The organism is Corynebacterium sp. ACRPS (genome assembly GCF_022346005.1).
In the GTDB taxonomy this organism is placed as follows: domain Bacteria; phylum Actinomycetota; class Actinomycetes; order Mycobacteriales; family Mycobacteriaceae; genus Corynebacterium.
On the sequence record NZ_JAKRMY010000003.1, the window covers coordinates 143,022 to 166,095 of the forward strand.

General features: G+C 60.9%; 20 protein-coding genes. 8 read left to right on the forward strand and 12 right to left on the reverse strand.

The genetic code is table 11. The features are described from left to right. Positions 1-32 precede the first annotated feature (32 nt). From MHX65_RS02935 to MHX65_RS02945, 3 genes are read right to left on the reverse strand one after another with little or no spacing between them, the layout of a single operon-like run. Positions 33-1,172 carry a glutamate--cysteine ligase gene (locus MHX65_RS02935; protein WP_239268499.1) on the reverse strand — a complete coding sequence of 380 codons (1,140 nt, stop codon included), beginning with the start codon at positions 1,170-1,172 and terminating at the stop codon, positions 33-35. Positions 1,173-1,216: 44 nt separating this feature from the next. Beyond that, on the reverse strand, positions 1,217-2,149 hold the full coding sequence (locus MHX65_RS02940) for a LytR C-terminal domain-containing protein (protein ID WP_239268502.1): 933 nt from the start codon (positions 2,147-2,149) through the stop codon (positions 1,217-1,219). 23 nt (positions 2,150-2,172) lie between these two features. Then, complete coding sequence (locus tag MHX65_RS02945; protein ID WP_239268504.1) at positions 2,173-2,448, reverse strand: DUF3263 domain-containing protein; 276 nt, start codon at positions 2,446-2,448, stop codon at positions 2,173-2,175. On the opposite strand from MHX65_RS02945, the gene MHX65_RS02950 reads away from it, so the two are divergent. From MHX65_RS02950 to MHX65_RS02965, 4 genes are all read left to right on the forward strand, one after another. Continuing rightward, positions 2,447-3,070, forward strand: a complete 624-nt coding sequence (locus tag MHX65_RS02950; protein ID WP_239268507.1) for a peptide deformylase — start codon at positions 2,447-2,449, stop codon at positions 3,068-3,070. The two genes, MHX65_RS02945 and MHX65_RS02950, sit on opposite strands and share 2 nt — an antisense overlap. 2 nt (positions 3,071-3,072) lie before the next feature. Next, positions 3,073-4,074, forward strand: a complete 1,002-nt coding sequence (locus MHX65_RS02955; protein ID WP_239268509.1) for an N-acetylglutamate synthase, CG3035 family — start codon at positions 3,073-3,075, stop codon at positions 4,072-4,074. Between the two features lie 73 nt (positions 4,075-4,147). Beyond that, positions 4,148-4,957 (forward strand): exodeoxyribonuclease III, encoded by an 810-nt coding sequence (locus MHX65_RS02960; protein ID WP_239268511.1) that lies wholly within the window; start codon positions 4,148-4,150, stop codon positions 4,955-4,957. Beyond that, on the forward strand, positions 4,958-6,421 hold the full coding sequence (locus tag MHX65_RS02965; RefSeq protein ID WP_239268513.1) for a phospholipase D-like domain-containing protein: 1,464 nt from the start codon (positions 4,958-4,960) through the stop codon (positions 6,419-6,421). Between the two features lie 343 nt (positions 6,422-6,764). Here the strand turns inward: MHX65_RS02965 and MHX65_RS02970 are convergent, their stop codons facing one another. The 4 genes from MHX65_RS02970 to MHX65_RS02985 all read right to left on the reverse strand — a co-directional run bounded on the left by MHX65_RS02970 (position 6,765) and on the right by MHX65_RS02985 (position 9,925). Next, on the reverse strand, positions 6,765-7,292 hold the full coding sequence (locus MHX65_RS02970) for a CAP domain-containing protein (RefSeq protein WP_239268516.1): 528 nt from the start codon (positions 7,290-7,292) through the stop codon (positions 6,765-6,767). A gap of 314 nt (positions 7,293-7,606) precedes the next feature. After that, positions 7,607-8,383: an ABC transporter permease gene (locus MHX65_RS02975; protein WP_239268518.1), complete on the reverse strand. Its 777-nt coding sequence runs from the start codon at positions 8,381-8,383 to the stop codon at positions 7,607-7,609. 6 nt (positions 8,384-8,389) lie between these two features. Next, on the reverse strand, positions 8,390-9,400 hold the full coding sequence (locus MHX65_RS02980) for an ABC transporter ATP-binding protein (protein ID WP_239268520.1): 1,011 nt from the start codon (positions 9,398-9,400) through the stop codon (positions 8,390-8,392). Between the two features lie 30 nt (positions 9,401-9,430). Continuing rightward, on the reverse strand, positions 9,431-9,925 hold the full coding sequence (locus MHX65_RS02985) for an NUDIX domain-containing protein (protein ID WP_023024031.1): 495 nt from the start codon (positions 9,923-9,925) through the stop codon (positions 9,431-9,433). A 70-nt stretch (positions 9,926-9,995) separates the two neighbouring features. Between MHX65_RS02985 and MHX65_RS02990 the strand changes: the two genes are divergently transcribed. From MHX65_RS02990 to MHX65_RS03000, 3 genes are read left to right on the forward strand one after another with little or no spacing between them, the layout of a single operon-like run. Continuing rightward, positions 9,996-11,441 (forward strand): hypothetical protein, encoded by a 1,446-nt coding sequence (locus tag MHX65_RS02990; RefSeq protein WP_239268523.1) that lies wholly within the window; start codon positions 9,996-9,998, stop codon positions 11,439-11,441. Beyond that, positions 11,441-12,460 (forward strand): glutamate ABC transporter substrate-binding protein, encoded by a 1,020-nt coding sequence (locus MHX65_RS02995; RefSeq protein WP_239268526.1) that lies wholly within the window; start codon positions 11,441-11,443, stop codon positions 12,458-12,460. The genes MHX65_RS02990 and MHX65_RS02995 overlap by 1 nt, the downstream gene beginning before the upstream one ends. Then, complete coding sequence (locus MHX65_RS03000) at positions 12,457-15,375, forward strand: serine/threonine protein kinase (protein WP_239268528.1); 2,919 nt, start codon at positions 12,457-12,459, stop codon at positions 15,373-15,375. The genes MHX65_RS02995 and MHX65_RS03000 overlap by 4 nt, the downstream gene beginning before the upstream one ends. 16 nt (positions 15,376-15,391) lie before the next feature. On the opposite strand, the gene MHX65_RS03005 is transcribed toward MHX65_RS03000, so the two are convergent. Next, on the reverse strand, positions 15,392-16,615 hold the full coding sequence (locus MHX65_RS03005) for an acetate kinase (protein ID WP_239268530.1): 1,224 nt from the start codon (positions 16,613-16,615) through the stop codon (positions 15,392-15,394). Beyond that, positions 16,616-17,983: a phosphate acetyltransferase gene (gene pta, locus MHX65_RS03010; protein ID WP_239268532.1), complete on the reverse strand. Its 1,368-nt coding sequence runs from the start codon at positions 17,981-17,983 to the stop codon at positions 16,616-16,618. Between the two features lie 235 nt (positions 17,984-18,218). Between pta and MHX65_RS03015 the strand changes: the two genes are divergently transcribed. Further along, positions 18,219-19,580: an FAD-dependent oxidoreductase gene (locus MHX65_RS03015; protein ID WP_239268534.1), complete on the forward strand. Its 1,362-nt coding sequence runs from the start codon at positions 18,219-18,221 to the stop codon at positions 19,578-19,580. Between the two features lie 77 nt (positions 19,581-19,657). On the opposite strand, the gene purT is transcribed toward MHX65_RS03015, so the two are convergent. From purT to MHX65_RS03030, 3 genes are all read right to left on the reverse strand, one after another. Further along, positions 19,658-21,010 carry a formate-dependent phosphoribosylglycinamide formyltransferase gene (purT, locus tag MHX65_RS03020; protein WP_239268536.1) on the reverse strand — a complete coding sequence of 451 codons (1,353 nt, stop codon included), beginning with the start codon at positions 21,008-21,010 and terminating at the stop codon, positions 19,658-19,660. A 165-nt stretch (positions 21,011-21,175) separates the two neighbouring features. Continuing rightward, positions 21,176-21,913 carry a class F sortase gene (locus MHX65_RS03025; protein WP_239268538.1) on the reverse strand — a complete coding sequence of 246 codons (738 nt, stop codon included), beginning with the start codon at positions 21,911-21,913 and terminating at the stop codon, positions 21,176-21,178. A 136-nt stretch (positions 21,914-22,049) separates the two neighbouring features. Next, on the reverse strand, positions 22,050-23,074 hold a 1,025-nt coding region (locus MHX65_RS03030; RefSeq protein ID WP_239268540.1), incomplete at its 5' end, for a VaFE repeat-containing surface-anchored protein.

Here is a 23,074-nt window from a genome sequence, read left to right on the forward strand (position 1 = left end):
AGCACACGCCTAGTCGGTGATCGGTTAGCTAATTAGCGCACCGGCCGGAAGGTGTGGAGCTCGCGGCAGGTTTCTTCGACGACATCGCGCCAGCTGCCGGTTTCTTGAAAAAGGCGGCGTTGGCGTTCGTATCCGGCGCCGCCATCGATGATTTCGTGCACCAAGGCCAGCTCTTCCGCGCAGCCCAACTCGCGGGCTAAGGGCGTGAGTTCTTCTATCATCTGGGCCAATTCATCTTTGACCCAAGCCTCGTCCGTATCGCGCGAGGTAATAACGAGGGCATCCATGCCGTAGCGCGCACCGCGCCACTTATTTTCCGCCACGTGCCACGGCTGCAAGACGGGTAGTTCCTCGCCCGCATCAATCATGCGGTCATAGTACACGACCAAGCAGTGCGTGAGAGCGACGACGGCGGATAGCTCCCGCAGGTTCGAGGTGGCGTCGGATACGCGGACCTCCACGGTGCCCCACTTCGAGGCTGGGCGGATATCAAAGTGCATCGAGCCGGTGTGATTGATAACCCCGGAGATGGCCTGATCCCGCATATAGGACTGCCACTCGTCCCACGTGAAGAATTGATACGGCATGCCAGCGGTAGGCAGCTGTTGATAGAGCATCGTGCGGTTGGAGGCGTAGCCCGTATCGAGGCCTTCCCACCCGGGCGAGCACGCAGAGATAGCCAAAAGGTGGGGGTACTTCGTCATCAGCGCATTGATGATGGGCCAGACGCGATCCTCGTGACTGATGCCAACATGGACGTGGGTGCCCCACAGCAGCATCTGCTTTCCCCAATACTGGGTGCGGGCGATGATCTCTTGATAGCTGGGTTTATCTGACAGCGGGTTTTCCCGGAAATCCGTAAACGGGTGCCCGCCAGAGGCCCACACATCGATGCCGAGCTTGGCAGCTGCTTCTTCCACGGCAGCCAACGAGGTTTCTAGCTCCGCGATGGCTTCTGGCACCGTGGTGCAAATGCCCGTGACTAGTTCCACCGTATTCTGGAGGAATTCCTTTTCCACGTGAATATCTGGGTGGGCGGCAGCGGCGAGATCAATAAGCTCAGCCCCGCGCGGGACAAGATCGCGCGAGTCGCGGTCCACGAGCGCGACTTCCCATTCCACCCCGAGCGTGGGCTCGGGGGAACGGGCGAATACTTCTGCCGGAATCTTCACTGGTCCAGCTTAACGGGTGGCAGGTAATATTCCATGAATTTTATTTAGGCCTGGGGGACGGCGAGGGCGACCACAACGGCGCCGTCATCGGTAGCTTCCTTGGGCAGGTCCTTATTCATGGGCTTGATTTCCGCCTGGTAGCGCGCGGCAACTTCCTTAGCCAAGGACTCCGCGGAGGTATCGCCTTCTGGGTAGAAGACGGTGGTCTTGGGCACGGTCAGGACGTCGCCTGGCAGGTTGCCCACATAGCCCACCTTGAAGCCGCCGTCCTTCAACACATCGGCTTCGTTCTTGGCCTTATCGGATTCACCGGAGTTATTGAGCACGCTGACCTTAATGTCATTGCGGTCGCGCGCAGCGGACGGCGCATCGTTACCACCGGCACGGGCTTCATCCCCGGCGCGGCCTTCCTCGTGCGGATCGCGCGCGTCGGCATCGCGGTTAGCCTCGCCCTCGGCACCGCCGTTCGGGTGCGCGTTATCGCCCTCGCCTTCGCGAGGCGGCTGGTTATTAGCCCCGTCGCGGGAGCCATCGCCGCGCGCGCCATCCGCGGCAGGACCGCCCGCGCCATTGCCCTCTTGGCCGCCATTTGCGGAGCCGTCTGACTTCGACTGCTCGGAATCGGAAGCGACGGTCGAGTCATCATCCTCCGAAGTCATGGCATAAAGGCCCCACAGGCCGAGCATCACGGCCACGGCGATAAGCACCATGGCGAGCCCGCGCAGCGGTAAACCGCCCTTCTTGGCGTGGGCGCCTCCCCCACCGCCAGTTCCAGCCGCAGCGGCTCCCGCTCCGGCACCTGCAGCGCCAGCGGCAGCAGCATTTTCGCCGCCTATCTCATCGTCATAAGCGCCCTCGTAGGCGTCGTCATAATAAGCATCGCCATAATCGGTCGCGGCGGCATCCTCCGCGGCGGCACCGTCTGCGGCGTCGTCGAATTGCTGGTCGTATAGATTATCCGGATTCCCTTTAGTCACTTCAGTAACATTAGTAGCTAGTTCTAACGCGGTGGGGTATTTCCCCGCGCGGCGCGCCGCGTGTTTTCGCGCTCCTCCCGCAGGCGTTTTAGCCGGGCCACCAAGAGGGGATGGGATTCGGCGGCAGCGGGGACATCAAGAAGCAGGTTGAGGCGTTGGTGATAGCGCACCGGCGAGATATCCAGCTGCGCACGAATGGCCTCTTCCTTGCGGCCAATGCTGCGCGGAGCGGTTTCCTCAAAATCTAAGATGGCGGCGTCTAGGTCAGACAAGGGGTTCATGCCTAAACTGTAAAGCATGACTATTCGCCCCATCGTTATCCACGGCGACCCCGTGCTTCATCAGCCCACCACGCCGGTGGAAGAATCCGAGATTTCCAGCCCTGAGATGCAACAGCTCATCGCGGACATGTACGAGACCATGGAGGTCGCCCACGGCGTGGGCCTGGCTGCGAACCAGGTGGGCATCGGCAAGCGGCTCTTCGTGTACCACTGCCCCGATACCGAAGGCCCAGACGGCACCGAGCTGCCCGCCGATAAGGCCGGCATGCGCAAGGGCTGTGTTATCAACCCGGTGCTGGAGACCTCCGAGATTCCAGAAACCATGCCTGCCGATGACGGCTCCGACGACGAAGGCTGCCTGTCCGTGCCGGGCGAGGGCTTTCCCACCGGCCGCGCCGATTGGGCGCGCGTAACCGGCAAGGACGAGCACGGCAACGACATCACTGTAGAGGGCTACGGCTTTTTTGCCCGCTGCCTGCAGCACGAAACTGGCCACCTCGATGGCTACGTCTATACCGATACCCTCATCGGCCGCTACAAGCGCCAGGCCAAGAAGGCCATTAAGCGCAATGGCTGGACCGAGCCGGGCTACACCTGGATGCCGGGTGAAGACGAAGATCCCTTCGGGCACGACGATTAATCATGTCCCGCATCTTTCGTTCCGATGACGTGCAGGTAGGCGATCGCGTCGTGGCCCGGCGCGATTTTGGCGATGTGCACAGCGATGTCATTGGCCACGTCCTCAGCCTTAAGCCGCTGGTCATCCGCCCACAGCAGGTCGGCGGCTATCCCTCTGACCTCGAGGCAGTGGAGATCGCGCCCGAGCAGCTGAAGATCATCAAGCGCCTTTCGCCGCGCATGGTGCGCAATTCCGATATTCGCGCCGTCGAATACGCCACCGCCCAGGCCTTTCCCGGCAAGGAGCACACGTGGACCGCGGACGGTTCCTGGCTCATGCGCGCCGGCGATGGTGTGACGGGCCGGTCCAATTCCGCCGTCCCGCTCGGGCCTTCCGCGGGCTTCAATCCGGTGCCCGTCGAGGAAATCACGGAGTTCTACCGCCGCCACGATCTCCCGGTGCGCCTGCTTATCCCGGAGCGCATTGGCAAGCCTGCAGAGCGCCTGCTTGCCGATGCCACCTGGCACACCGAACCCGAAATCCTCGTCATGGTCCTGCGCGATCTCGCAGACCTTTCCGCCGAGGCCCCGGGGTCCCACCCCAGCGGCGCGGAGTTTCGCATCGATGCCCAGCCCGATGACGCATGGCTGCAGATGTACCACTTCCGCGGCCAGGCGCTGCCCGCCGAGGCCCTGGAGTACCTGCGCGCCCGCATCGAGGGCACGATGGGCTTTGGGCGGCTCGTTATTGACGGCGAGACCGTCGCCATCACCCGCGGCACCATCACCGAATCCGGCGACGGCACCGCCTGGCTGGGATACTCCGCCGTGGAGGTAGCGCCCGCGCACCGCCGCCAGGGCTTAGGAGCGCTTTTGGGCCAGCACATGCTGCGCTGGGGGCGCGAGCAGGGCGCGAAGCACGCCTACCTCGATGTCCTGGCTTCTAATACCGCCGGCATTCGCCTGTACGAAAAGCTGGGGTTCATCGAGCAGCACCGCCAAATCTACGCCCGGCTGCGCGACTAGCCCCCGCTAAGCTAGCCCGCCGGCCACTGCCTGGACTAGTCCGCGCCAATACCCGCGCGGTACTGTATTATCCATGCGCATCACCACGTGGAATATCAACTCCGTTCGCACCCGCGCCCAGCGGGCGCTGGACCTTCTCCACACGCACGACATCGACGTGCTGTGCTTACAAGAGACGAAGGTCAAGGACGATAAATTCCCCCGCGAGGCCTTCGAGGACGCCGGCTACCACGTCACCTGCCATGGCCTGAACCAGTGGAATGGCGTGGCCATCATTTCCAAGGAGGAACCGGAAGAAGTCTTTACCGGATTCCCCCACCAGCCCGGCTTTGCCAAGGACCCAGAAAAGCCCCAGGACCGCGAGGCCCGGGCGCTTGGTGCGCGCATCCGCGGGGTAGAAATCTGGTCGCTGTATATCCCCAACGGCCGCGAGATCACGGACCGTCACTATGACTACAAGCTGGATTTTCTCTACCAGCTCGCCCGCCACGCCGCCGGCCGCGCCCAATCCAAGCTGCTATTAACCGGCGATTTCAATATCGCCCCGCGCGATGAAGACGTCTGGGATATCGAGGCCTTCCGCGGCAAAACGCATGTCACCGAGCCCGAGCGCGCCGCCTTCCAGATGCTCGAGGAGGTCGGCCTCGAAGAGGTCACGCGCCGTTTTACCGAGGATCAGCGCTATACCTACTTTGATTACAAGGGGATGCGCTTTCACAAGAACGAGGGCATGCGCATCGATTTCCAGCTCACCTCGGCGCCGCTGGCCAAGCACGTCACCGGCGCGCGCGTAGACATGGAAGAACGCGCTGGCGAAAAGACCTCCGATCACTGCCCGCTTCATGCAGATTTCGATCTGCCCGATTTCGATTCCGTGCGTTAAATGACCTGGTCGCTCGATCTCAGCTTCTGGCAGCTGTTCTTCCTCATCATTGATTATTCCATCAAGATCATCGCCGTCGGCTTCGTGCCAGAAGGCCGTCGGCCCTCCAATTCCACCGCGTGGTTGCTGGCCATTCTGGTGCTGCCTGTCATCGGCCTGCCGCTGTTTTTGCTCATGGGCTCGCCGTATATCAACCGGCGCCGCCACCGCATCCAGCAAGAGGCTAATGAGCGCCTCGAGGATATTTCCGCCCGCACCCCGGATCACCCGAAGGGCATCCTGTCGGCGGAGGTGGAATCCGTCATCAAGCTCAACCGCGAGCTGACCGGTTTTCCGGCGCTCATTGGCCACAACCTGGGCCTGCATGCGGATTACGATGAATGCATTCGCGCCATCGCCGCCGCCGTGGACCGCGCCGAAAAGTACGTCTCCATCGAGGTCTATATCCAATCCTGGGACGAGACCACGGATGTATTTTTCCAGGCCCTTGCCCGCGCCACCGCCCGCGGCGTCAAGGTCCGCCTTTTGTTGGATCAGATCGGCAGTTTTAAGTACAAGGGCTATTCCTCGCTGGGAAATAGGCTCACAGAAATCGGCGTGGATTGGCGCCTCATGCTGCCCATCCAGCTGCACAAGGGCCGCTTCCGCCGCCCGGATCTGCGCAACCACCGAAAGCTCGTCATTATCGATGGCGAGGTAGGTTTTATCGGTTCCATCAACTTGATCAAGCGCCAATATAAAACCACTGACCGCTTTTGGATCGATTACATGGTGGAGTTATCCGGCCCCATTGTCACCGCCATGAACGCGGTCTTCGCGGTGGATTGGTACACCGAATCCGGCGAGAATCTCCCGCTAGATGAGCTACCCTATGACGATGCCCAAACCGTCGATGCCAACTACCTGCAGATGATTCCCTCCGGCCCCGGCTATACCACCGAGCCGAACCTGCGCATGTTTAACTCCCTGGTGCACCACGCCAAGCAGCGCCTCGTGCTGTGCTCGCCGTATTTCGTGCCGGATGAATCCCTCTTAGAGGCCGTGACCACCGCCTGCTACCGCGGGGTGGATGTGGAGCTTTATGTCTCCGATACCGCAGACCAATTCATGGTCAACCATGCCCAGTCCTCGTATTACCAGGCGCTGCTTGAGGCCGGGGTGCATATCTACCAATTCCCCTACCCCTACGTTTTGCACTCCAAGTTCATCATCACGGATCCAGATGACCAGGAGTTCAATCCGCTGTGCATGTTCGGCTCGTCCAATATGGATCCGCGCTCCTTCGGCCTCAACTATGAGACCACCATGCTCGTGGCCAAAGGCGATCTCCTCGCCCAGTTCAACCAGCTCGCCGCCAATTACCGCGCGGTGTGCCACGAGCTCACCCTCGAGGAGTGGAACCAGCGCGGTTTTGTCCGCCGCTACGTCGATAACGTCATGCGGCTAACTTCGGCCCTACAATAAGCATTGCTTGCCGATGCCCCAATAGCCCGCTCATAGGCTACCTAAACACAAGCTTTCTTTTGCAGAACCAGAGTAGAACTTCCCGCGTTGAACCGCGCACGGTATCACCGCAGAGATGAGTGTGTAGTCCACTTAATTGACTCCGGATCGGCGTTAATTATTGGAACTAATTGCGAAAGATACGCCGAATCCTCCGCAGATTTCTCTCTTGTCTATTGCTTTTACTATAAACCCTGATTCTGACTTTGATATTGCTTATGCGCGAGAGCGTATCAAAAGCTTAGGGAATACAAGAGTGATCATATCGCGGCTATTCCGAAGAGGATTATTAAAAGGCGCTTCTTTAACGCCCAAAATTCTGTACGGCAAAAAGCTCACCGTTCGCGCCAACGGCAATGCCCGTGCCAACCGTTTTCGCTTCTGGGTCCAGCAAAATCTTCCTGTGGCTGGGTGAATTCAGCCACATATTTACCAGCTTCGCATCTGCGAAATCGTCCCATGCTTGAAGGACGTTTTCGCCACCGGCAGGAATACTATCCGGATAGGTTTCCCAGTGATTTGGCCGATGCTGCAAATCCCCTGTTCCCACCAAATGGTCGGCCCAGTCTTGAGCGATATTGTTTAACGCAGGGTTTTCTGTCACGGGATTTAAACCATGATCCGCCCTTGCTGCATTGACTTCGTTAACAATAGAGTGCGCACGGGCCCCATCGGGCTTCATGTGGCTAACTACTTCAGCAGCGTTACCGATAGGTCCTTGTGCCTTAGCTGGAGGGGTAGTTGCGGCTACCCCACCTCCCACTAATGCGGCACCCGCGATAGTCGGGGCTACAAACTTTTCAACAGAATCTGGAAGCATTTCATTGGACACACTTACCACTCCCTCGGATAAACTTGACTACATTACTCTACACAATTTCTTTTTCTTCACCCCCAACCCTAACGCAAAAGAAAAATATTGTCAGTACATAAATAATATTTAAACTGCATTTCCGATAAAATATAATTATATTTAAAGGCGTTTAGAGTTTAACTTACGATATGCGCGCATCCATAGGGCTCTCAAATATTCTCCCATCTGGAAAGGCTGTTTGCTGAGGCAGCCATTAACCACCAATAAAAATAACCGGCTGATCACAATCAGCCGGTTACCAGTCATGTCTCAAACAATAGACCTACCCTCGCCTAAGCATCGCGCTTGTGCAGCACCAGCACGCCAAGGGCCCACAGCACTGCGGCCCAGATGAAGAATACGATGCCGCTGCCTGCGGATTCCGTCCACAGTGCGTTATCCACTGGGACATTGAATAGCCAGTTCTGGAAAGCGGTAAAGGGCATAAAGCTACCGATCTTATCGCCTACCACGGGCATCATGCTGACGATTTGATCCACGCCCAAGTACAAAATAAGGCCTAGCGCCACAGAGCCCGCAGTCTGGCGAATGAGCATGCCGATGCCTTGGGCAAAGGCCACCACGAGGACCGCGGCCAGTGGGTACTTCCACAGCTGCTCGCGGCCGACTTCATCGTTCCAGGGGTCAAAGGTGGCGGAAATGGAGCTATCGGCAAGCAGTTCCGTAAGCAGGTACGCGCCCACCACACCGATGAAGGTCAGTACGGCCGCGATGACCGCATATAAGACCAGCTTGGCCACGGCCACGCTCCAACGCCGCGGGGAGGCCATGAAGGTAATGGCTTGGGTGCCGAAGCGGTATTCCGTGGTCACCAGCATGATGGCCTGAATCATCAGCACCGGCAGGCCCAGGGATACCAGGAATACGACGGTGAACTCGGCTCCAATAGGCTGAAAGCCCATATCAACGGCTTCCGGATCGAGCGGCTCAGTAAACGCAGCGGTGACACCGGCCCACCCCCACGAAAATAGAAGGAATAGCGCGGTGGTCCACCAGAAGGAGCGGGTGGTGCGCAGCTTAATCCACTCGGATTTCAAGATATTCAACATGGCGGATTAAACCTCCTGCTCGTTGGGGCGGGCGAACCCACCGGATTGGCCTGGCTGGCCGGATTGGCCTGACTGACCTACCTGCGCACCCGACACGCCAGGCGTGCCTGCGTGATACTGCACGGCATCGCCAGTGAGATCCATGAAGGCATCCTCCAGCGAAGCGCTTTTCAGGGTGAGCTCGTGCAGCGGCACCCCGGTAGAATAGGCCAGCTCGCCTACGAACTCGGTGGTCTGGTTGATGACCTCTAGCCGCGGGCGGCCCTCCTCATCCTTGGATTCGGTAAAGGAAACGCCCTCCTTCTTTAGGGCCTCACCGAATTCCGGGAGGTGGTTCGAGCGCACATACACCAAGGACTGCGAGTGGCCGCGGACGAACTCGTGGGTGGGCTTATCCGCAACCATCTTCCCCTTGCCAATGACCACGAGGTGGTCTGCGGTCTGGGCCATCTCGGACAAGAGGTGGGAAGAAATCAAAATGGTGCGGCCTTCTGCAGCCAGCGCGCGCACGAGCTGACGCACCCAGCGGATGCCCTCTGGATCCAGGCCATTGACCGGCTCATCCAGGATGAGGATTCCGGGATCACCCAATAGAGCACCAGCAAGGCCCAAGCGCTGGCCCATACCGAGGGAAAAGCCGCCGGCTTTCTTACCGGCGACATCGGAAAGCCCCACCAGCCCTAGCACCTCATCCACGCGGGAGGCGGGAATACCATTGGACGCCGCCATCCACTTCAAGTGATTCGCGGCCGTGCGGTTGGGGTGTACCGCCTTCGCATCCAAAAGCGCGCCCACCTCACGCAGCGGGTGCTCCAAGTCGCGGTAGTGCTTGCCGTTAACGCGAATCTCACCCGCCGTGGGCTCGTCCAAGCCCACGATCATCCGCATGGTAGTGGATTTGCCGGCACCATTGGGCCCCAAGAAGCCGGTGACCACACCGGGCTTTACCTGAAAGGTGAGATCCTCAACGGCGCGGACAGACCCGTAATCCTTAGTCAGTCCCTGTACTTCAATCATGAGCACTACAGTGCCATAATTTTGAATACTTTACCGGTACAGTTTTTCCACCCGCTGCCGCAGGGCGGGAAAGGCGTGGCGAAATGGCGCGATAAGCGGCAGGTTTTCCACTTCATCCAGCCCCACCCAGCGCAGCTCGTGAGATTCCTCGTTAGCGGTGGTGGGCAGGCGCAGGCCGCTGCGGGTGCGCGCTAACACGGTGGTATAGGTCCACTCCCCCGGCAAATCCCCCGCCGGAGGATAGGGCCCGGCCGTTACTTGGGTGTCGAGCACCTCGACATCGGCAGGCGCGATGGCGCATTCCTCGTGCGTTTCCCTCAGCGCGGCCTGAGTGGGGCTTTCTTGTAGGTCCCGCGCGCCGCCGGGAATCCCCCAGGTATTGCCATTATTGGTCCACGCAGCGCGGTGTTGCAGCAGCACCTCGCGCCCGGCAACGAGGAAGAGGCCGGCGGCACCGAATTTTCCCCATACGCGAATGCCACTGGGGCCCGCCGCCCAGCCGTCTCCACTGTGAGGGTTATGCATATTTCCTATCCTAGCCACACACGCGGGTAAATGGTGGCGCCCAGCACACTGCGGGCGTTATTCTAAGTAAATGACTGAGCAGGCAGTGCGGGTAGAGTCAGAGCGCGATGAGGACGCTCACCCCAGCGATCACTGGCTGGATGAGGTTACCGCGCCCTCTCGCCCGGCCCTAAGCGGGCTGACCCACCGGGCCATGGAATGGTTTGCGGGCCCGGCGCGCCTGCTGCGGCGATTTTATTACTTCGCTTCCACCACCCCGGGCAAGCTTTTTACCGTCACCCTGATCCTCACGGTGGCATTAGGAGCCGCCGGCTTATCGATGTCCCAGTCTTCCGCCGCCCGCCACTCCGACCTCGACGAGCTGCTTAATACCACCGAGCCGATGTCCAATGCGGCCCACCACCTCTATAGCTCGCTATCGGTGGCCGATACCATCGCCACCACCGGGTTCGTGCAGGCCGGCGTGGAATCAGAGGGCAATCGCGAGCGCTATAACGATGCCATCGATGCCGCCTCCATCGCCGCGACCGAATCCGTGCTGGGCACCACGCCTGACGATGCCCGCGTGCGCGATCTCGTCACCTTCATCCAGCGCGAGCTGCCCATTTATACCGCGATGATTGAAAAGGCGCGCTCGAACCACCGCGCCGGCAATGCCGTGGCTAACTCCTATATGTCCAATGCCTCCTCGCTCATGCGCGAGCACATCCTGCCGGCGGCCTCCGAGCTCTTCCAGCTGACCACCGCAAAGGTCAACCAGCAACAGCAAAAGCTCACCTCGCCTCAGTGGGTGCCGCTCTCTGGCCTTTTGGCCGCGGTCTTCTTCCTCATCGTCGCGCAATGGTGGCTGTGGCGCCAGACGCGCCGCCGGTTTAACCGCGGCTTTTTAACCGCAACGGTGCTGCTCTTCTTGGCCATTTTTTGGGTGGCCCTGTCTAACTTGGCCACCTGGTCCACCGGCCATCAGGGCTTTGAAACCGCCTCGCGCCCGTGGGATTCGCTAACGGCCTCGCGCATTGAGGCGCAGCAGGCGCGCACCTCAGAAACCCTCGCGCTGGTGCTGCGCTCGTCTGAGGAAGATACGCTCGAGCGCTTTTCCGGCTCGGTAGATTCCATTGAAAAGGCGCTGGGGGACTATGAAAGCGCGCTGCATGATGATGACGTCGAGGTCAACGATCCCGAGCTCATCCACAGCGCCCGCGCCGCCACCGAAAAGTGGCAAGACTCGCACGAAAAGCTCATGGAGGCGCTGAGCGAGGGCGACTACGATGAGGCGGTCTACCAGGCCACCATCACCGATCCCGAGAATGGCGAGACCACCGCCGCGCAGTCCTTCAACGAGCTCGATAGCGAGCTTTCGGAGCTCATTGGCCAGGCGCGCATCGCCATGCGCACCTACCTAGAGCGCGGGCTGACCGCCATGACCGCGGTCTCCTCCGCCGTCTTCCTGCTCACCCTGTGCGCCATCTTCGCGGTGTGGCTGGGCATTCGTCCCCGACTGCAGGAGTACCTCTAATGCGCTACCGAGCACGGCTTACCGCACCGCTGACCGCCATCGTTGCCACCTGCAGTGTCCTCGCGCTGGCCGGCTGCGATATTCGCTCCGCCCCGCCGCTGGAATCGCCCGAACAGCAGGCGCTCGATGCCAGCCCCGGCCCGCCGCTGCCGGAGGGCTCCACCATAGAAGAAGCCGGTAGCACCGCGCCCAAGAAGGAAGACGATACCGAACTCAGAGGCACCTACCGGCCGGATGGCAAAACGGCGAAGGAGCGGGTGCCGGACATCGTCAAGCGCGGGCGCCTTATCGTGGGCGTGGACCGCTCCAATAACCTGCTGAGCTACCGCGATGCCGCCTCCGGCGATGTCCGCGGCTTCGAGGTCGATATCGCTCACGAGATTGCCCGCGATATCTTCGGCGATCCCAATAAGGTGGATTTCCGCTTCGTTGAATCCTCTGACCGCACCGCCGCGCTGGATAATGGCACCGTCGATATCATCGTGCGCACCATGACCATTAGCCCCGAACGCGAGAAGGAAGTGGCCTTTTCCATCCCCTATATGACCACGCAGACCCGCATGCTGGTGCTCACCAGCTCCGGGATGAATTCCATCGATGATGCGGAAGACAAAAGACTGTGCGGGGTGCGCGGATCCACCGCGCTGGATACCATCCGCGAGCGCGCCCCCAAGTCCGATATCCTCATCACTCGCTCCTGGGGCGATTGCCTCATGGCGCTGCAGCTCAACCAGGCCGATGGCGTGGTGGTTGATGATGCCCTGCTTTCCGGCATGGCCGCGCAGGATTCCTATACCTCCATCGTGGGCGAGCCCCTAAAGACCGAGAACTACGGCGTTGCCGCGCGCCGCCCTAGCAAGGATCATGACTCCCGCCCGCTGCTGCGCCAGGTCAATTCCACCTTGGAGCGCATCCGCCGCGACGGGACGTGGTCCGACATCTTTGACAGGTGGCTAGGTGCTTACCTGGACGAGCCCACCCTGCCGTCGGGTACATACATCGAGGAAGATAAGTCATGAAGCATAACCCGAATTTCAGCGAAGACGAGCTCGAATACCTAGAGCCCGAAAACCTCGATACCCAGCGCCAATTCCGAAAGCCTACCAAGGCTTCCTACCGCGACGCTGACCACGGCCAAGACCCTGACCAAGACCGCAACCTCGGCGCTGCCGACTCCCCTGACGCAGCCAACACAGGTGACGCCGCCGACCCCGCTGGTCCGGATACCGCCGCTGCTCGCCCCAACTCTGCAAACAGCAACGTCGGCGCCGATACGGCGGCCACCACTCATAACGCTGGCACTAGCAATAAAGGCGCTAGCGAAGCTGATGTTGATACCGCCGCGGCGCAGGTTTCCGGCACGGCTCCCGCGGCTGCCTTCCCGGATACGGAGGCCACGGGTAGGCGCACAGCGGGCGGCAGCACGGCTGGCCAAAACGCTGCTGGCCAGCGCACGACTGGCCCGGGCGCAGAGGGCCAGGGCACCGCGGCTCAGGGCGTACGAAATGGCAACGACGCCGATGAGAGCGACGATGCCAGCGAAACCGGCGGAGTGGGCACGGCGGCCGTGGCGTATGACCCGTTCGCCAGCGAGCCCATCGAGCACCGGGAGGATCCGGGAACCTCGGCGGTGGCCTTCGATCCCTTCGCCGATGACGATGAAGACGACGATGGATCCATCGACCCGGATCACCTCTCCAGCCTGCTCGCGGACCTAGAGAATATCCGCGCCCAGCGCGAGAGCGAACGCGATGAAAAAACGGCCCAGGAAAAATCCTCGGAGCGTTCGCGCCGGCAGGCGATCGATACCTTCCGCGAGCGCCGCGGCACGCAGCGCACCGAGCGGCCGGTTGCTGATGGCATGGTGCGCCTGCCGTTTATCACCCCGGCCAATCCCACCGCTGCCCTCATCGATCCCTCAGAGAAGATCAAGGGCAAGAAGGTCCCGCCGCCGCAGCTAGAACCGGGCGATATGGTCGCGGAGCAATACGAAATCCTCGGCGTCATCGCCCACGGCGGCATGGGCTGGATTTACCTGGCCAATGACCATTACGTCTCCGGGCGCGTGGTCGTGCTCAAGGGCATGCAGGCCCAAAAGTCAGCCGATGAGACGGCCGCTGCCGAAGCCGAGCGCGAGTTTCTGGCAGACATTACCCACCCGGGCATCGTCAAGATTTTTAACTTCATCGACGATGACCGCGTGCCGGGTGGATTCATCGTCATGGAGTACGTGGGCGGGCCATCGCTAAGAAGCAGGCGGAACAAGCAGCCCAACGAGCTGCTTCCCGTTGACATTGCCATTGGCTATATCCTGGAAATCCTGCCGGCGCTGGAGTACCTGCACTCGCGCGGCGTGGTCTATAACGACCTGAAGCCCGATAACATCATCGTCACCGAGGACCAGGTCAAGCTCATTGACTTGGGCGCGGTCTCCGGCATCGGAGCCTTCGGGTTTATCTACGGCACCCAAGGCTTTCAGGCCCCGGAGGTTGCCTCCAAGGGGCCGTCCATCGCCAGCGATATCTATACCATCGGCCGCACCCTGGCGGCGCTGTGCCTCAAGCTGCCCAGCGAGGACGGCGTCTTCCTTCCCGGCATCCCCAACCCCTCCAAGGAGCCGGAGCTGCGCCGCTTCCTCTCCCTCTACCGCCTGCTGCTGCGCGCGACCCACCGCGACCCGCAGCGCCGGTTTAGCTCCATCAAGGAGCTGCGCACCCAGCTCTACGGCGTGCTGCGCGAGGTGCTCGCCATCCGCGACGGCCGCCAGTACCCCTCCCAGCACTCGCTCTTCTCGCCGCAACGTACCACCTTTGGCACCAAACACCTGGTCTTTCGCACGGATCAGCTTATCGATGGCATCGACCGCACCATCCAAATCACCGCCCCCGAGGTGGTCTCCGCCTTGCCGACGCCCCTGGTAGACCGCGATGACGTCGGCGCCAGCCTGCTGCAAGGTACATCCTACGCCGAGCCGCAGGAAGCCCTCGAGACCCTGCGCCAGGCCATGCGCACCCCTGAATACGAACATTCCGCCGAGATTCCCCTCGGCGTGGTGCGTTCCATGATCGACTTGGGCTATACCGACGAGGCCCGCCAGTGGCTAGGCTCCATCGAGGACCGCCTCGGCCGCGACTGGCGTTACCAGTGGTATGCCGGCATTACGGAGCTCTTGCACGATGATTACGTCGATGCCCAGGAGTACTTCGCCACCGTCCTCGATTTATTGCCCGGCGAGGCCGCCCCGAAGCTCGCCATCGCGGCCATCAATGAGCTCATCCTGCAGCAGATTGATTACAGTGAAACATCGCTTATTGATGCCACCGTTGCCCGCGCCTGCTCCAACCTCTACACCACCTTGGCGGATCTCCCCTCTTCTGCCTTTGAGGGCCAGCCGGAAATCTGGTCCCACGTCACCCAAGACCCGGGCGCGCTACGCTTTAATTCCATGCGCCTATACGGCATCGTCTGGGCCACCAACCCCACGACGGTGTCCTCCGCCTTTGGGCTCGCACGCCAATTGCGCGCGGAGGGCCAAGTGGAGCTATCCGTAGCCACCTTGGATAAGGTCCCCAATGCCTCGCGCCACTTCCGCATGGCGCTGCTGACCACCGTGCTGCAGCTCATCGTGCACGATCTATCGGAATCGCGCATTCGTCGCGCTGCCCGACGCCTCGAAGAAGTCCCCACCAACGAGCCGCGCTTTCTCCAAATCAAGATCGCCGTCATCTCCGCGGGCCTGAACTTCCTGCGCAACGCCGATCTCGCGCGGGCGTCCTCGCCGAATGATCTCTTTGAGTACGCCTTTACCCAGCGCGGCCTGCGCACCGGCCTGGCCGAGACCCTGCGGGCCCTTGCCCGCCAGGCCCCGTTTAGCCGCCACCGCTACGCGCTGGTGGACTTGGCCAACCAGGTCCGGCCCATCACCACCTTCTAGGGCCTACTTACATGGCCTACTTAAATAGGCCTTCCTCGCGCGCCTTGGCGGCAACGTCTGCAGACTTCTGCGCAATAGCCAGCTCCTCATTGGTGGGAACCACTAGGACCTTGACCGGGGAATCGTCGGTGGAGATGACCCGCGGCTCATCGGAGCGGACGAGGTTGCGCTCCTTATCAAAGTCGATGCCGTACATATCCAGGTTGTACAGCGCGTCCTGGCGCACCTCGGTGTCGTTTTCACCCACGCCGGCGGTGAAGGTAATGGCGTCCACGCGGCCCAGAGCAATCATGTAGGAGCCGATGAAGCGGCGCAGCTGGTGGATGTAGATGTTATACGCCAGCCATGCGTCTTCATCGCCGTTATCGATGTGCTCGCGCAGCGTACGGAAGTCATTGACGCCCGCAATGCCCTTGACACCGGATTGCTTATTGAGCAGCTTATCGATCTCGTCGATGCTCATGCCCGCCTGGCGCACCAGGTGGAAGATGATGCCTGGATCGATATCGCCGGTACGCGTACCCATGGCGAGGCCGGCCAGCGGGGTCAGGCCCATCGAGGTATCGATGGCACGTCCATTGCGGATGGCGGCCGCGGAGGCACCATTGCCCAGGTGCAGCGTGATCTGGTGGGTGTGCTCCGGATCGCGGTCCAAAATCTTCGGCACCTGCTGGGAGACGAACTCGTGGGAGGTGCCGTGGAAGCCGTAGCGGCGGATATCGTATTTGGAGGCGACCTCACTATTGATGGCATAGAGCGCTGCTGCCGGCGGCAAGGTATTAAAGAACGCGGTATCGAAGACCGCCACGTGCGGAATATCCGGCAAGATCTTGCGCGCCACGCGGATGCCGTCCAGGTTGGCCGGGTTGTGCAGCGGGGCCAACGGGATGAGGTCCTCGATCATCGATTCAATTTGATCCTCGATGAGCTGCGGCTGCGAAAAGAGACGGCCGCCGTGCACCACGCGGTGTCCCACGGCGATGATATCGACATCCTTTGTGCCCACCTGATGATCATCCATCAATTCAAAGGCGCGCTGCAGGCCAAAGGAGTGATCGGGAACTTCTAATTTTTCGGTGAACTTTTCCCCACCGACCTTGAGGGTAATGGCGCCGCTTGGCTCACCAACCTGTTCCACCAGGCCAGATACGAGTGGATCATCCGTGGCACTAGCGGTTGGGTCCACTAGCTGAAACTTGATGGATGAGGAACCCGAGTTGAGGACCAGTACGTATGACATTTATTTCTCTCCAGCCTGGATAGCGGTAATGGCAACGGTATTGATGATGTCCGGAACGGTAGCGCCGCGGGATAGATCGTTGACCGGCTTGTTCAGTCCCTGCAGGATGGGGCCCACGGCCAAGGCGCCGCCGGTGCGCTGCGCGGTCTTATAGCCGATATTGCCGGCATCCAGATCGGGGAAGACGAAGACATTGGCCTTACCCGCGACATCGGAATCCGGCATCTTCTTTGCGGCAACGCCGGGATCGCAGGCGGCGTCGAACTGCAGCGGGCCATCCACTTTCACCGAAGAGTCCAGCTTCTTGGCGGCCTCGACGGCCGCGATCGCGCGCTCGACATCCGGGCCGGTGCCGGAAGCGCCGGTGGAGTAGGACAGCATGGCTACGCGCGGGTCGATACCAAACTGGGACGCGGTCTGCGCGGACACCACGGCGATTTCGCCCAGCTGTTCCGCGGTGGGGTTCGGGTTTACGGCACAGTCGCCGAAGGCCCACAGGCGCCCGCGCATGATCATCAGGAAGATGGAAGAGACCACCGAGGCATTCGGCTTGGTCTTGATGATCTGGAAGGACGGCTTAATAGTGTGCGCGGTGGTGTGGGCGGCGCCGGACACCATGCCATCAGCAAGCCCCTTGTGCACCATCATGGTGCCAAAGTAGGAGATGTCCTGCATGGCCTCGCGGGCCTGTTCCAGAGTCAGGCCCTTCTTCTTGCGCAGTTCCGCGAAATCGGCGGCGAATTCCTCCGCAAGCGGCGATTCCAGGTGGTCGATGATATCGGCTCCCGAAATATCCAGCCCCAGATCCTTGGCGCGGGCCTTAATATCGGATTCCTTGCCCAGGATGGTCAGCCGGGCGACCTCATCGCGGAGCAGGGCATCGGCGGCTTCAAGGATGCGGTCATCATCGCCCTCCGGCAAGACGATGTGAGATCCAGTCGTCTTGGCTTGGTCAATGAGCTGCTTCTGGAAGAGGTCTGCGGACATGACGGGCGCGGTCTCCTCTGCCGCGCTTAACGCACCTGGCACGGCCTCCAGGTCGGTGAAGACGCCTGCCACGGTGGCGCCGAGGGATTCTGCCTTGCGCTGTGCCAGCTCCGCCGCGCGCTCTGGGGCGCCGGAGATGATAACCAGCGGCAGGCCCAGCGCGGCGGCGACCTCCGCATCGAAGGAGATTTCGCCGGTGCCTTGGACCAGGAGGGCATCGGCAGTGGCGGTGGGCGCGTTGGCCAATACATCCGCCACGGTGGGGTCGAAATCTTCTAAGCGGAGCAGTTCAGCGCCAAGGCTATCCGCCAAGGCGGGAATATCGAGGCCGTCGAAGCCGCGGCCGATGGAGCTTAACACTGTGGACTGGGATGCAGACATGCGGATTACCTTTCCTTTGCCGTCACGGGAACACTTGGAACACGCGCCGTAACATTATGCCGTACATCACAGTTACTAGCACGTGGTGACGACTCCACTGTACGTGAATCACCCCCTCCCCCGCCCTTCCGCAACCTCCTAAACTGGGGGTAGATAACTCAGAGCAGTGTGGCATTTATCGCACTGCCACCGCGTAGAATGTGAGAAAAACCTAAAGAAAGGACACCCTAAACAGATGACTAGCCCCATGCGTGTCGCCGTGGTCGGCTCCGGACCGGCCGGCATTTACGCCTCTGACCTCCTCGTAAAGTCCGATGTGGACGTGCAGATCGATCTCTTTGAAAAGATGCCTGCGCCCTTTGGCTTGATTCGCTACGGCGTCGCCCCGGATCACCCACGCATTAAGGGCATCGTGCAGTCGCTGCACAACATCATGGAGAAGGAAGACATCCGCTTCCTGGGCAATATCGAAGTGGGCAAGGACATCACCGTCGAAGAGATGCGCGAGTACTACGACGCCATCATCTTCGCCACCGGCGCCACCGCCGATAAGGAAATGGGCATCCCCGGCGAGGACCTCGAGGGCAACTACGGCGCCGGCGAATTCGTGGGCTTTTATGACGGCAACCCCAACTTCGAGCGCGATTGGGACCTATCCGCGGAGTCCGTCGCCGTCGTGGGCGTGGGCAACGTTTCGCTCGACGTATCCCGCATCTTGGCCAAGACCGCAGACGAGCTGCTGGTGACGGAGATCCCGGATAATGTCTACGCTTCCCTGAAGGAAAACCGCGCCAAGGAGGTCCACGTCTTTGGTCGCCGCGGCCCGGCGCAGGCTAAGTACACGCCGAAGGAGCTCAAGGAGCTCGATGAGTCCCCCACCATCGAGGTCATCGTGGACCCAGAAGACATCATCTACGACGAGGCTTCCGAGGAGGCCCGCCGCGCCGCCAAGTCCACCGACTTGGTCTGCCAGACCCTAGAGTCCTACGCCATGCGCGAGCCTGGCGATGCCCCGCACAAGCTCTACATCCACTTCTTTGAATCCCCAGTAGAAGTGCTTGGCGATGCCGGCCACGTCACCGCCATCAAAACCGAGCGCACCGAGCTCAATGGCGATGGTTCCGTAAGCGGCACCGGCAAGTTCACCGAGTGGCCCGTGCAATCGGTCTACCGCGCTGTGGGCTACCACCCGCAGTCCGTCGAGGGCATTCCTTTCAATGACGACACGGCCACCATGCCCAACGACGGCGGCCACGTCCTGACCGATGTGGACGGCGAAAAGCTTCCCGGCCTCTACACCACCGGCTGGATCAAGCGCGGCCCGGTGGGCTTGATTGGCAATACTAAATCCGACGCCAAGGACACCACCGGCATGCTGCTAGAGGATTACAAGGCAGGCGAGCTCGAGTCCGCCACCAAGCGCGATCCGCAGGATATCCTCGATCTGCTCAGCAGCCGCGATATCGCCGTCACCACCTGGGACGGCTGGCACCGCCTCAACTCCGCCGAGCAGGCCGCCGGCGAGCCGCACGGCCGCGAGCGCATCAAGATCGTCGAGTGGGACGAGATGGTCAAGCACGCCGGCCCACAGCGCTAACCAGCGCTGCACTGCGGGCCTGACTAGGCACCGACTGGCACGGTCGGCAGTGCCCCGCAGCGCTAACCAGCGCTGCGCTAGTCGGTATCGTCCACCCCTGAGGTCAGCTTGGGGTCGAGCTCGACCCCACCCTCGTATTCAACAACCTCGATATCGGGCACATTGTCCGCTTGCGGGTCGATGCCGCGCGCACCGCCCTGCGCGAGCAGGCCAGGAGTCGAGGTCACGCTCACCTTATGCGCCGCCAGTGCGGCGCGATCGCGGGCCTCTTCTACCGTTTCCGCCGTCGTGGTCACAAGCCCCATGCGCCGGCCCTTATAGGCATCGGGCTTGCCAAAGAGCTTCACGTCCGTCTCGGCGTAGTGGAGGGCGGAGGCAATGCCGGTAAAGGCGACATCGGCAAGCGGCTCCTGCGCGTGCAAGAACATGCTGGCGCCCGGGGTTATCAACGTGGCGTCGATGGGATAGCCCAAAATGGCGCGGGCGTGCAGATCAAACTGGGAAAAGCGCTGCGTATAGGCGGTAAGCATCGCCGTATCCGAAGGCCGCGGGGAGACCGAAGAAAAGTAAACATCATCGCCGGCGACGAAAAGCTCCACGCCGTACACGCCGCGCCCGCCTAGCTCATTGGAGATGCGCGCCGCAACCGATCGCGCGTTCTCCAGCGCAATCTCGCTCATGCCGGTAGGCTGCCACTCCTCAATCAGATCGCCCTTCTCGTGGCGGTGACCAATGGGCTCGCTAAACCACGTGGCCAGCTTGCCCGTGGCCGGATCGATGGACCGGATGGCCAGCAGCGTGACCTCAAGGTCAAAGTCCACGAAGCGCTCCGCCACCACGCGCTGCGAATCCGAAGAAACGCGGCGCACCGTCTCCCACGCCTCGCGCACGTCTTCTACGTCCCGTGCCAGCATGTGGCCCTTGCCCGAGGTGGACACGTCCGGCTTCACAATGCACGGAAACCCCAGCTCCGTCGCCGCTTCCTCCAGCTCCTCCACCGAAGAGGCAAAGCGGTAGGCCGAGGTCGGCAGCCCAATATCTTCTGCCACCGCGCGCACCCGTTCGCGGTCTTGGGTAAGGGCGCAGGCACGCGCCGTGGGCACGACGACGGCATCGGTGGACTGCTCAACCTGCTCCAGGGCCTCCACCGCAACGATTTCCACCTCCGGCACCACGTAGTGCGGCTGAATCTGCTGCACCAATTCTGATACCTGCGCGGAGTCAGTAATATCCGCGATATAGCTATAGTGCGCCACTTGATGCGCCGGCGCCCCCTGGTACTTATCCACCGCGTGGACCTCAAGGCCCAGGGACTGGAAGGAAATAGCCAGCTGCTTTCCCAACTCGCCCGCGCCGAGCAGCAATACCTTCGTGGCATTGCCCGTCAGCGGCGTGCCGATATGACCGGCGATTTTGCCTGGAATATCCATGACTTTGCTCCTTTGATTCCGCTCCGAGCAGCAGATACTTCCCCAAATTATTTCATAGATGCCCGGCGCACCCCGGGCGCACATGCGTGAAGTGCATAAACGCAAGCGCCCGGCCAAGGATTTTCATCCTCGAACCGGGCGCTCGTTGGACTCTAGAGCGTGCTACTAGGCCTGGGGTGCCTCTGGTGGAACCGGGGCATCGACTGGCTCTGCCACGGTAATAATGTTGTCCTCATACCCCAGCGCACCGCCGACGAACTTGCCGCCGCAGGTGATAAGGACCAGGCGGTTGGTACCGTCCGTGTCATTAACCACGTCCGGGAAATCCCCGCCCTTGGGCAGGCGGTACGGCTTTTCCGTCACACGGAAGGTGCGCTCCTCACCATCGATGACCACGGTGAATTCCTGGTTTTCCTGCAGCCGGGTGAATTTCTCCGCATAGCCGGTGCCCTGGCCCTGGTAATTCACGTGGCCGGTGATCACGCTGGAGCCAACATTGCCGGCATCGCCAGGCACGGCCGAGGCGGAATACCAGCCCAAGCGGGAGACATCGTGTGGCGGCAGCAACACGCCCTGGTCAGTTACCTGCACTGGGTCCACGGCGGCGTACTCGCCGTCGATGCCCACGGACATGCCTTCGAAGCCTTCGAATTGGCCCGGGGCCGGCTCGAATTCGTGCTCCTGCGCACCGGAATCATCGACGTAGGCATCGCCCTTATCGTCCGGGGGGTCAACGGCCGAGACGCTTTCCGATGCCCCCTCACTAGCCTCATCATCTTCCCCACCGGTGGTGAGGTAGAGAGCCAGCTGGATCAACATCAGAATTACGGCCACTACCAGCACGATAAAGCCGATCTTCTTACCCCGGCTTACGGGTTCCTCGCGGCCTGTCTCCTCAGACATTGCCCAATCTCCTCATTGTGGTCTTCTCGATGGTTTATCAGATGGGTTGCCCCCCTCCAGCGTGTGCGGTGACACCCTGAAGGGGGACATGTTGTGCCCAGGCGCTATCGCCTGTTACCTGACCAGTACGCTCACACTACTTAATGTAGTCCTGCATACCTGGGTCAAGCTCGGTCGCACCGGACGGTACGGACTTGATCTTCGTACGTCCTGCGTCGGACGGTAGCGGTTTACCAGTCTTTCCAGGCTCCTGGCCCATAACCTCGACCGGACGATCGTCCTTGTCGGTACCCTGGTCAACCTTATCCGGCGTATCCTGACCCTTCACCTCGGTGGGGCGAGGCTCTTCGCTGGAGTTCTGGTCAACCTTATCCGGCGTATCCTGGCCCTTCACCTCGGTGCTTGGGTGCTCACCGTGGCCCTCGGTGTCCTTCTCAGGACGATCCTTCGGCTTGTCGTGATCATGGTGGCCGTGGTCGTGATCGTGGTGGCCGAAGATAATCTTGCCCAAGCCGATTCCCAAGCCAATGCCCGGAATCAGGATGGCCCACTTAGGAATCTTGACCTTGGACGGCTTGCCTGGGACATCGGAGTCATCAGAGGTTACCGTCTGATCCTCATCATTGATGTCCTTGTGCTCAGCAACCTTATTCGGCTTCTCAGCATCCGGAGTGTCCTCACCCTCAGCGTCAACCTCAGTAGAAGTCAACTCCTCAAAGGCAACCGCAGCCTCAACCGGCTCCGTCACATCACTATCAACAGTGATCTTCACATCAACCTTGCCAGCAGACTTCTCCGGAGTAAAGGTCGTCTCACCCTTACCCAAAACAGTCTCTTTATCGGCCTTGCTAATCAACTCAGCCTGCAGCGTGTATTCCTTACCAGGAACCAAGCCCTCATAGCTGACCTCATCAACAATCTCAGCACCAGCAACAACCTCATGCGAACCCTGAGCAAAATCAGCATTCGTCGAAATCTCCGGCTTCAGAACCTTCTTAGAATCCTCAGAGATTACCGTCTGATCCTCATCATTGATGTCCTTGTGCTCAGCAACCTTATTCGGCTTCTCAGCATCCGGAGTGTCCTCACCCTCAGCGTCAACCTCAGTAGAAGTCAACTCCTCAAAGGCAACCGCAGCCTCAACCGGCTCCGTCACCGCAG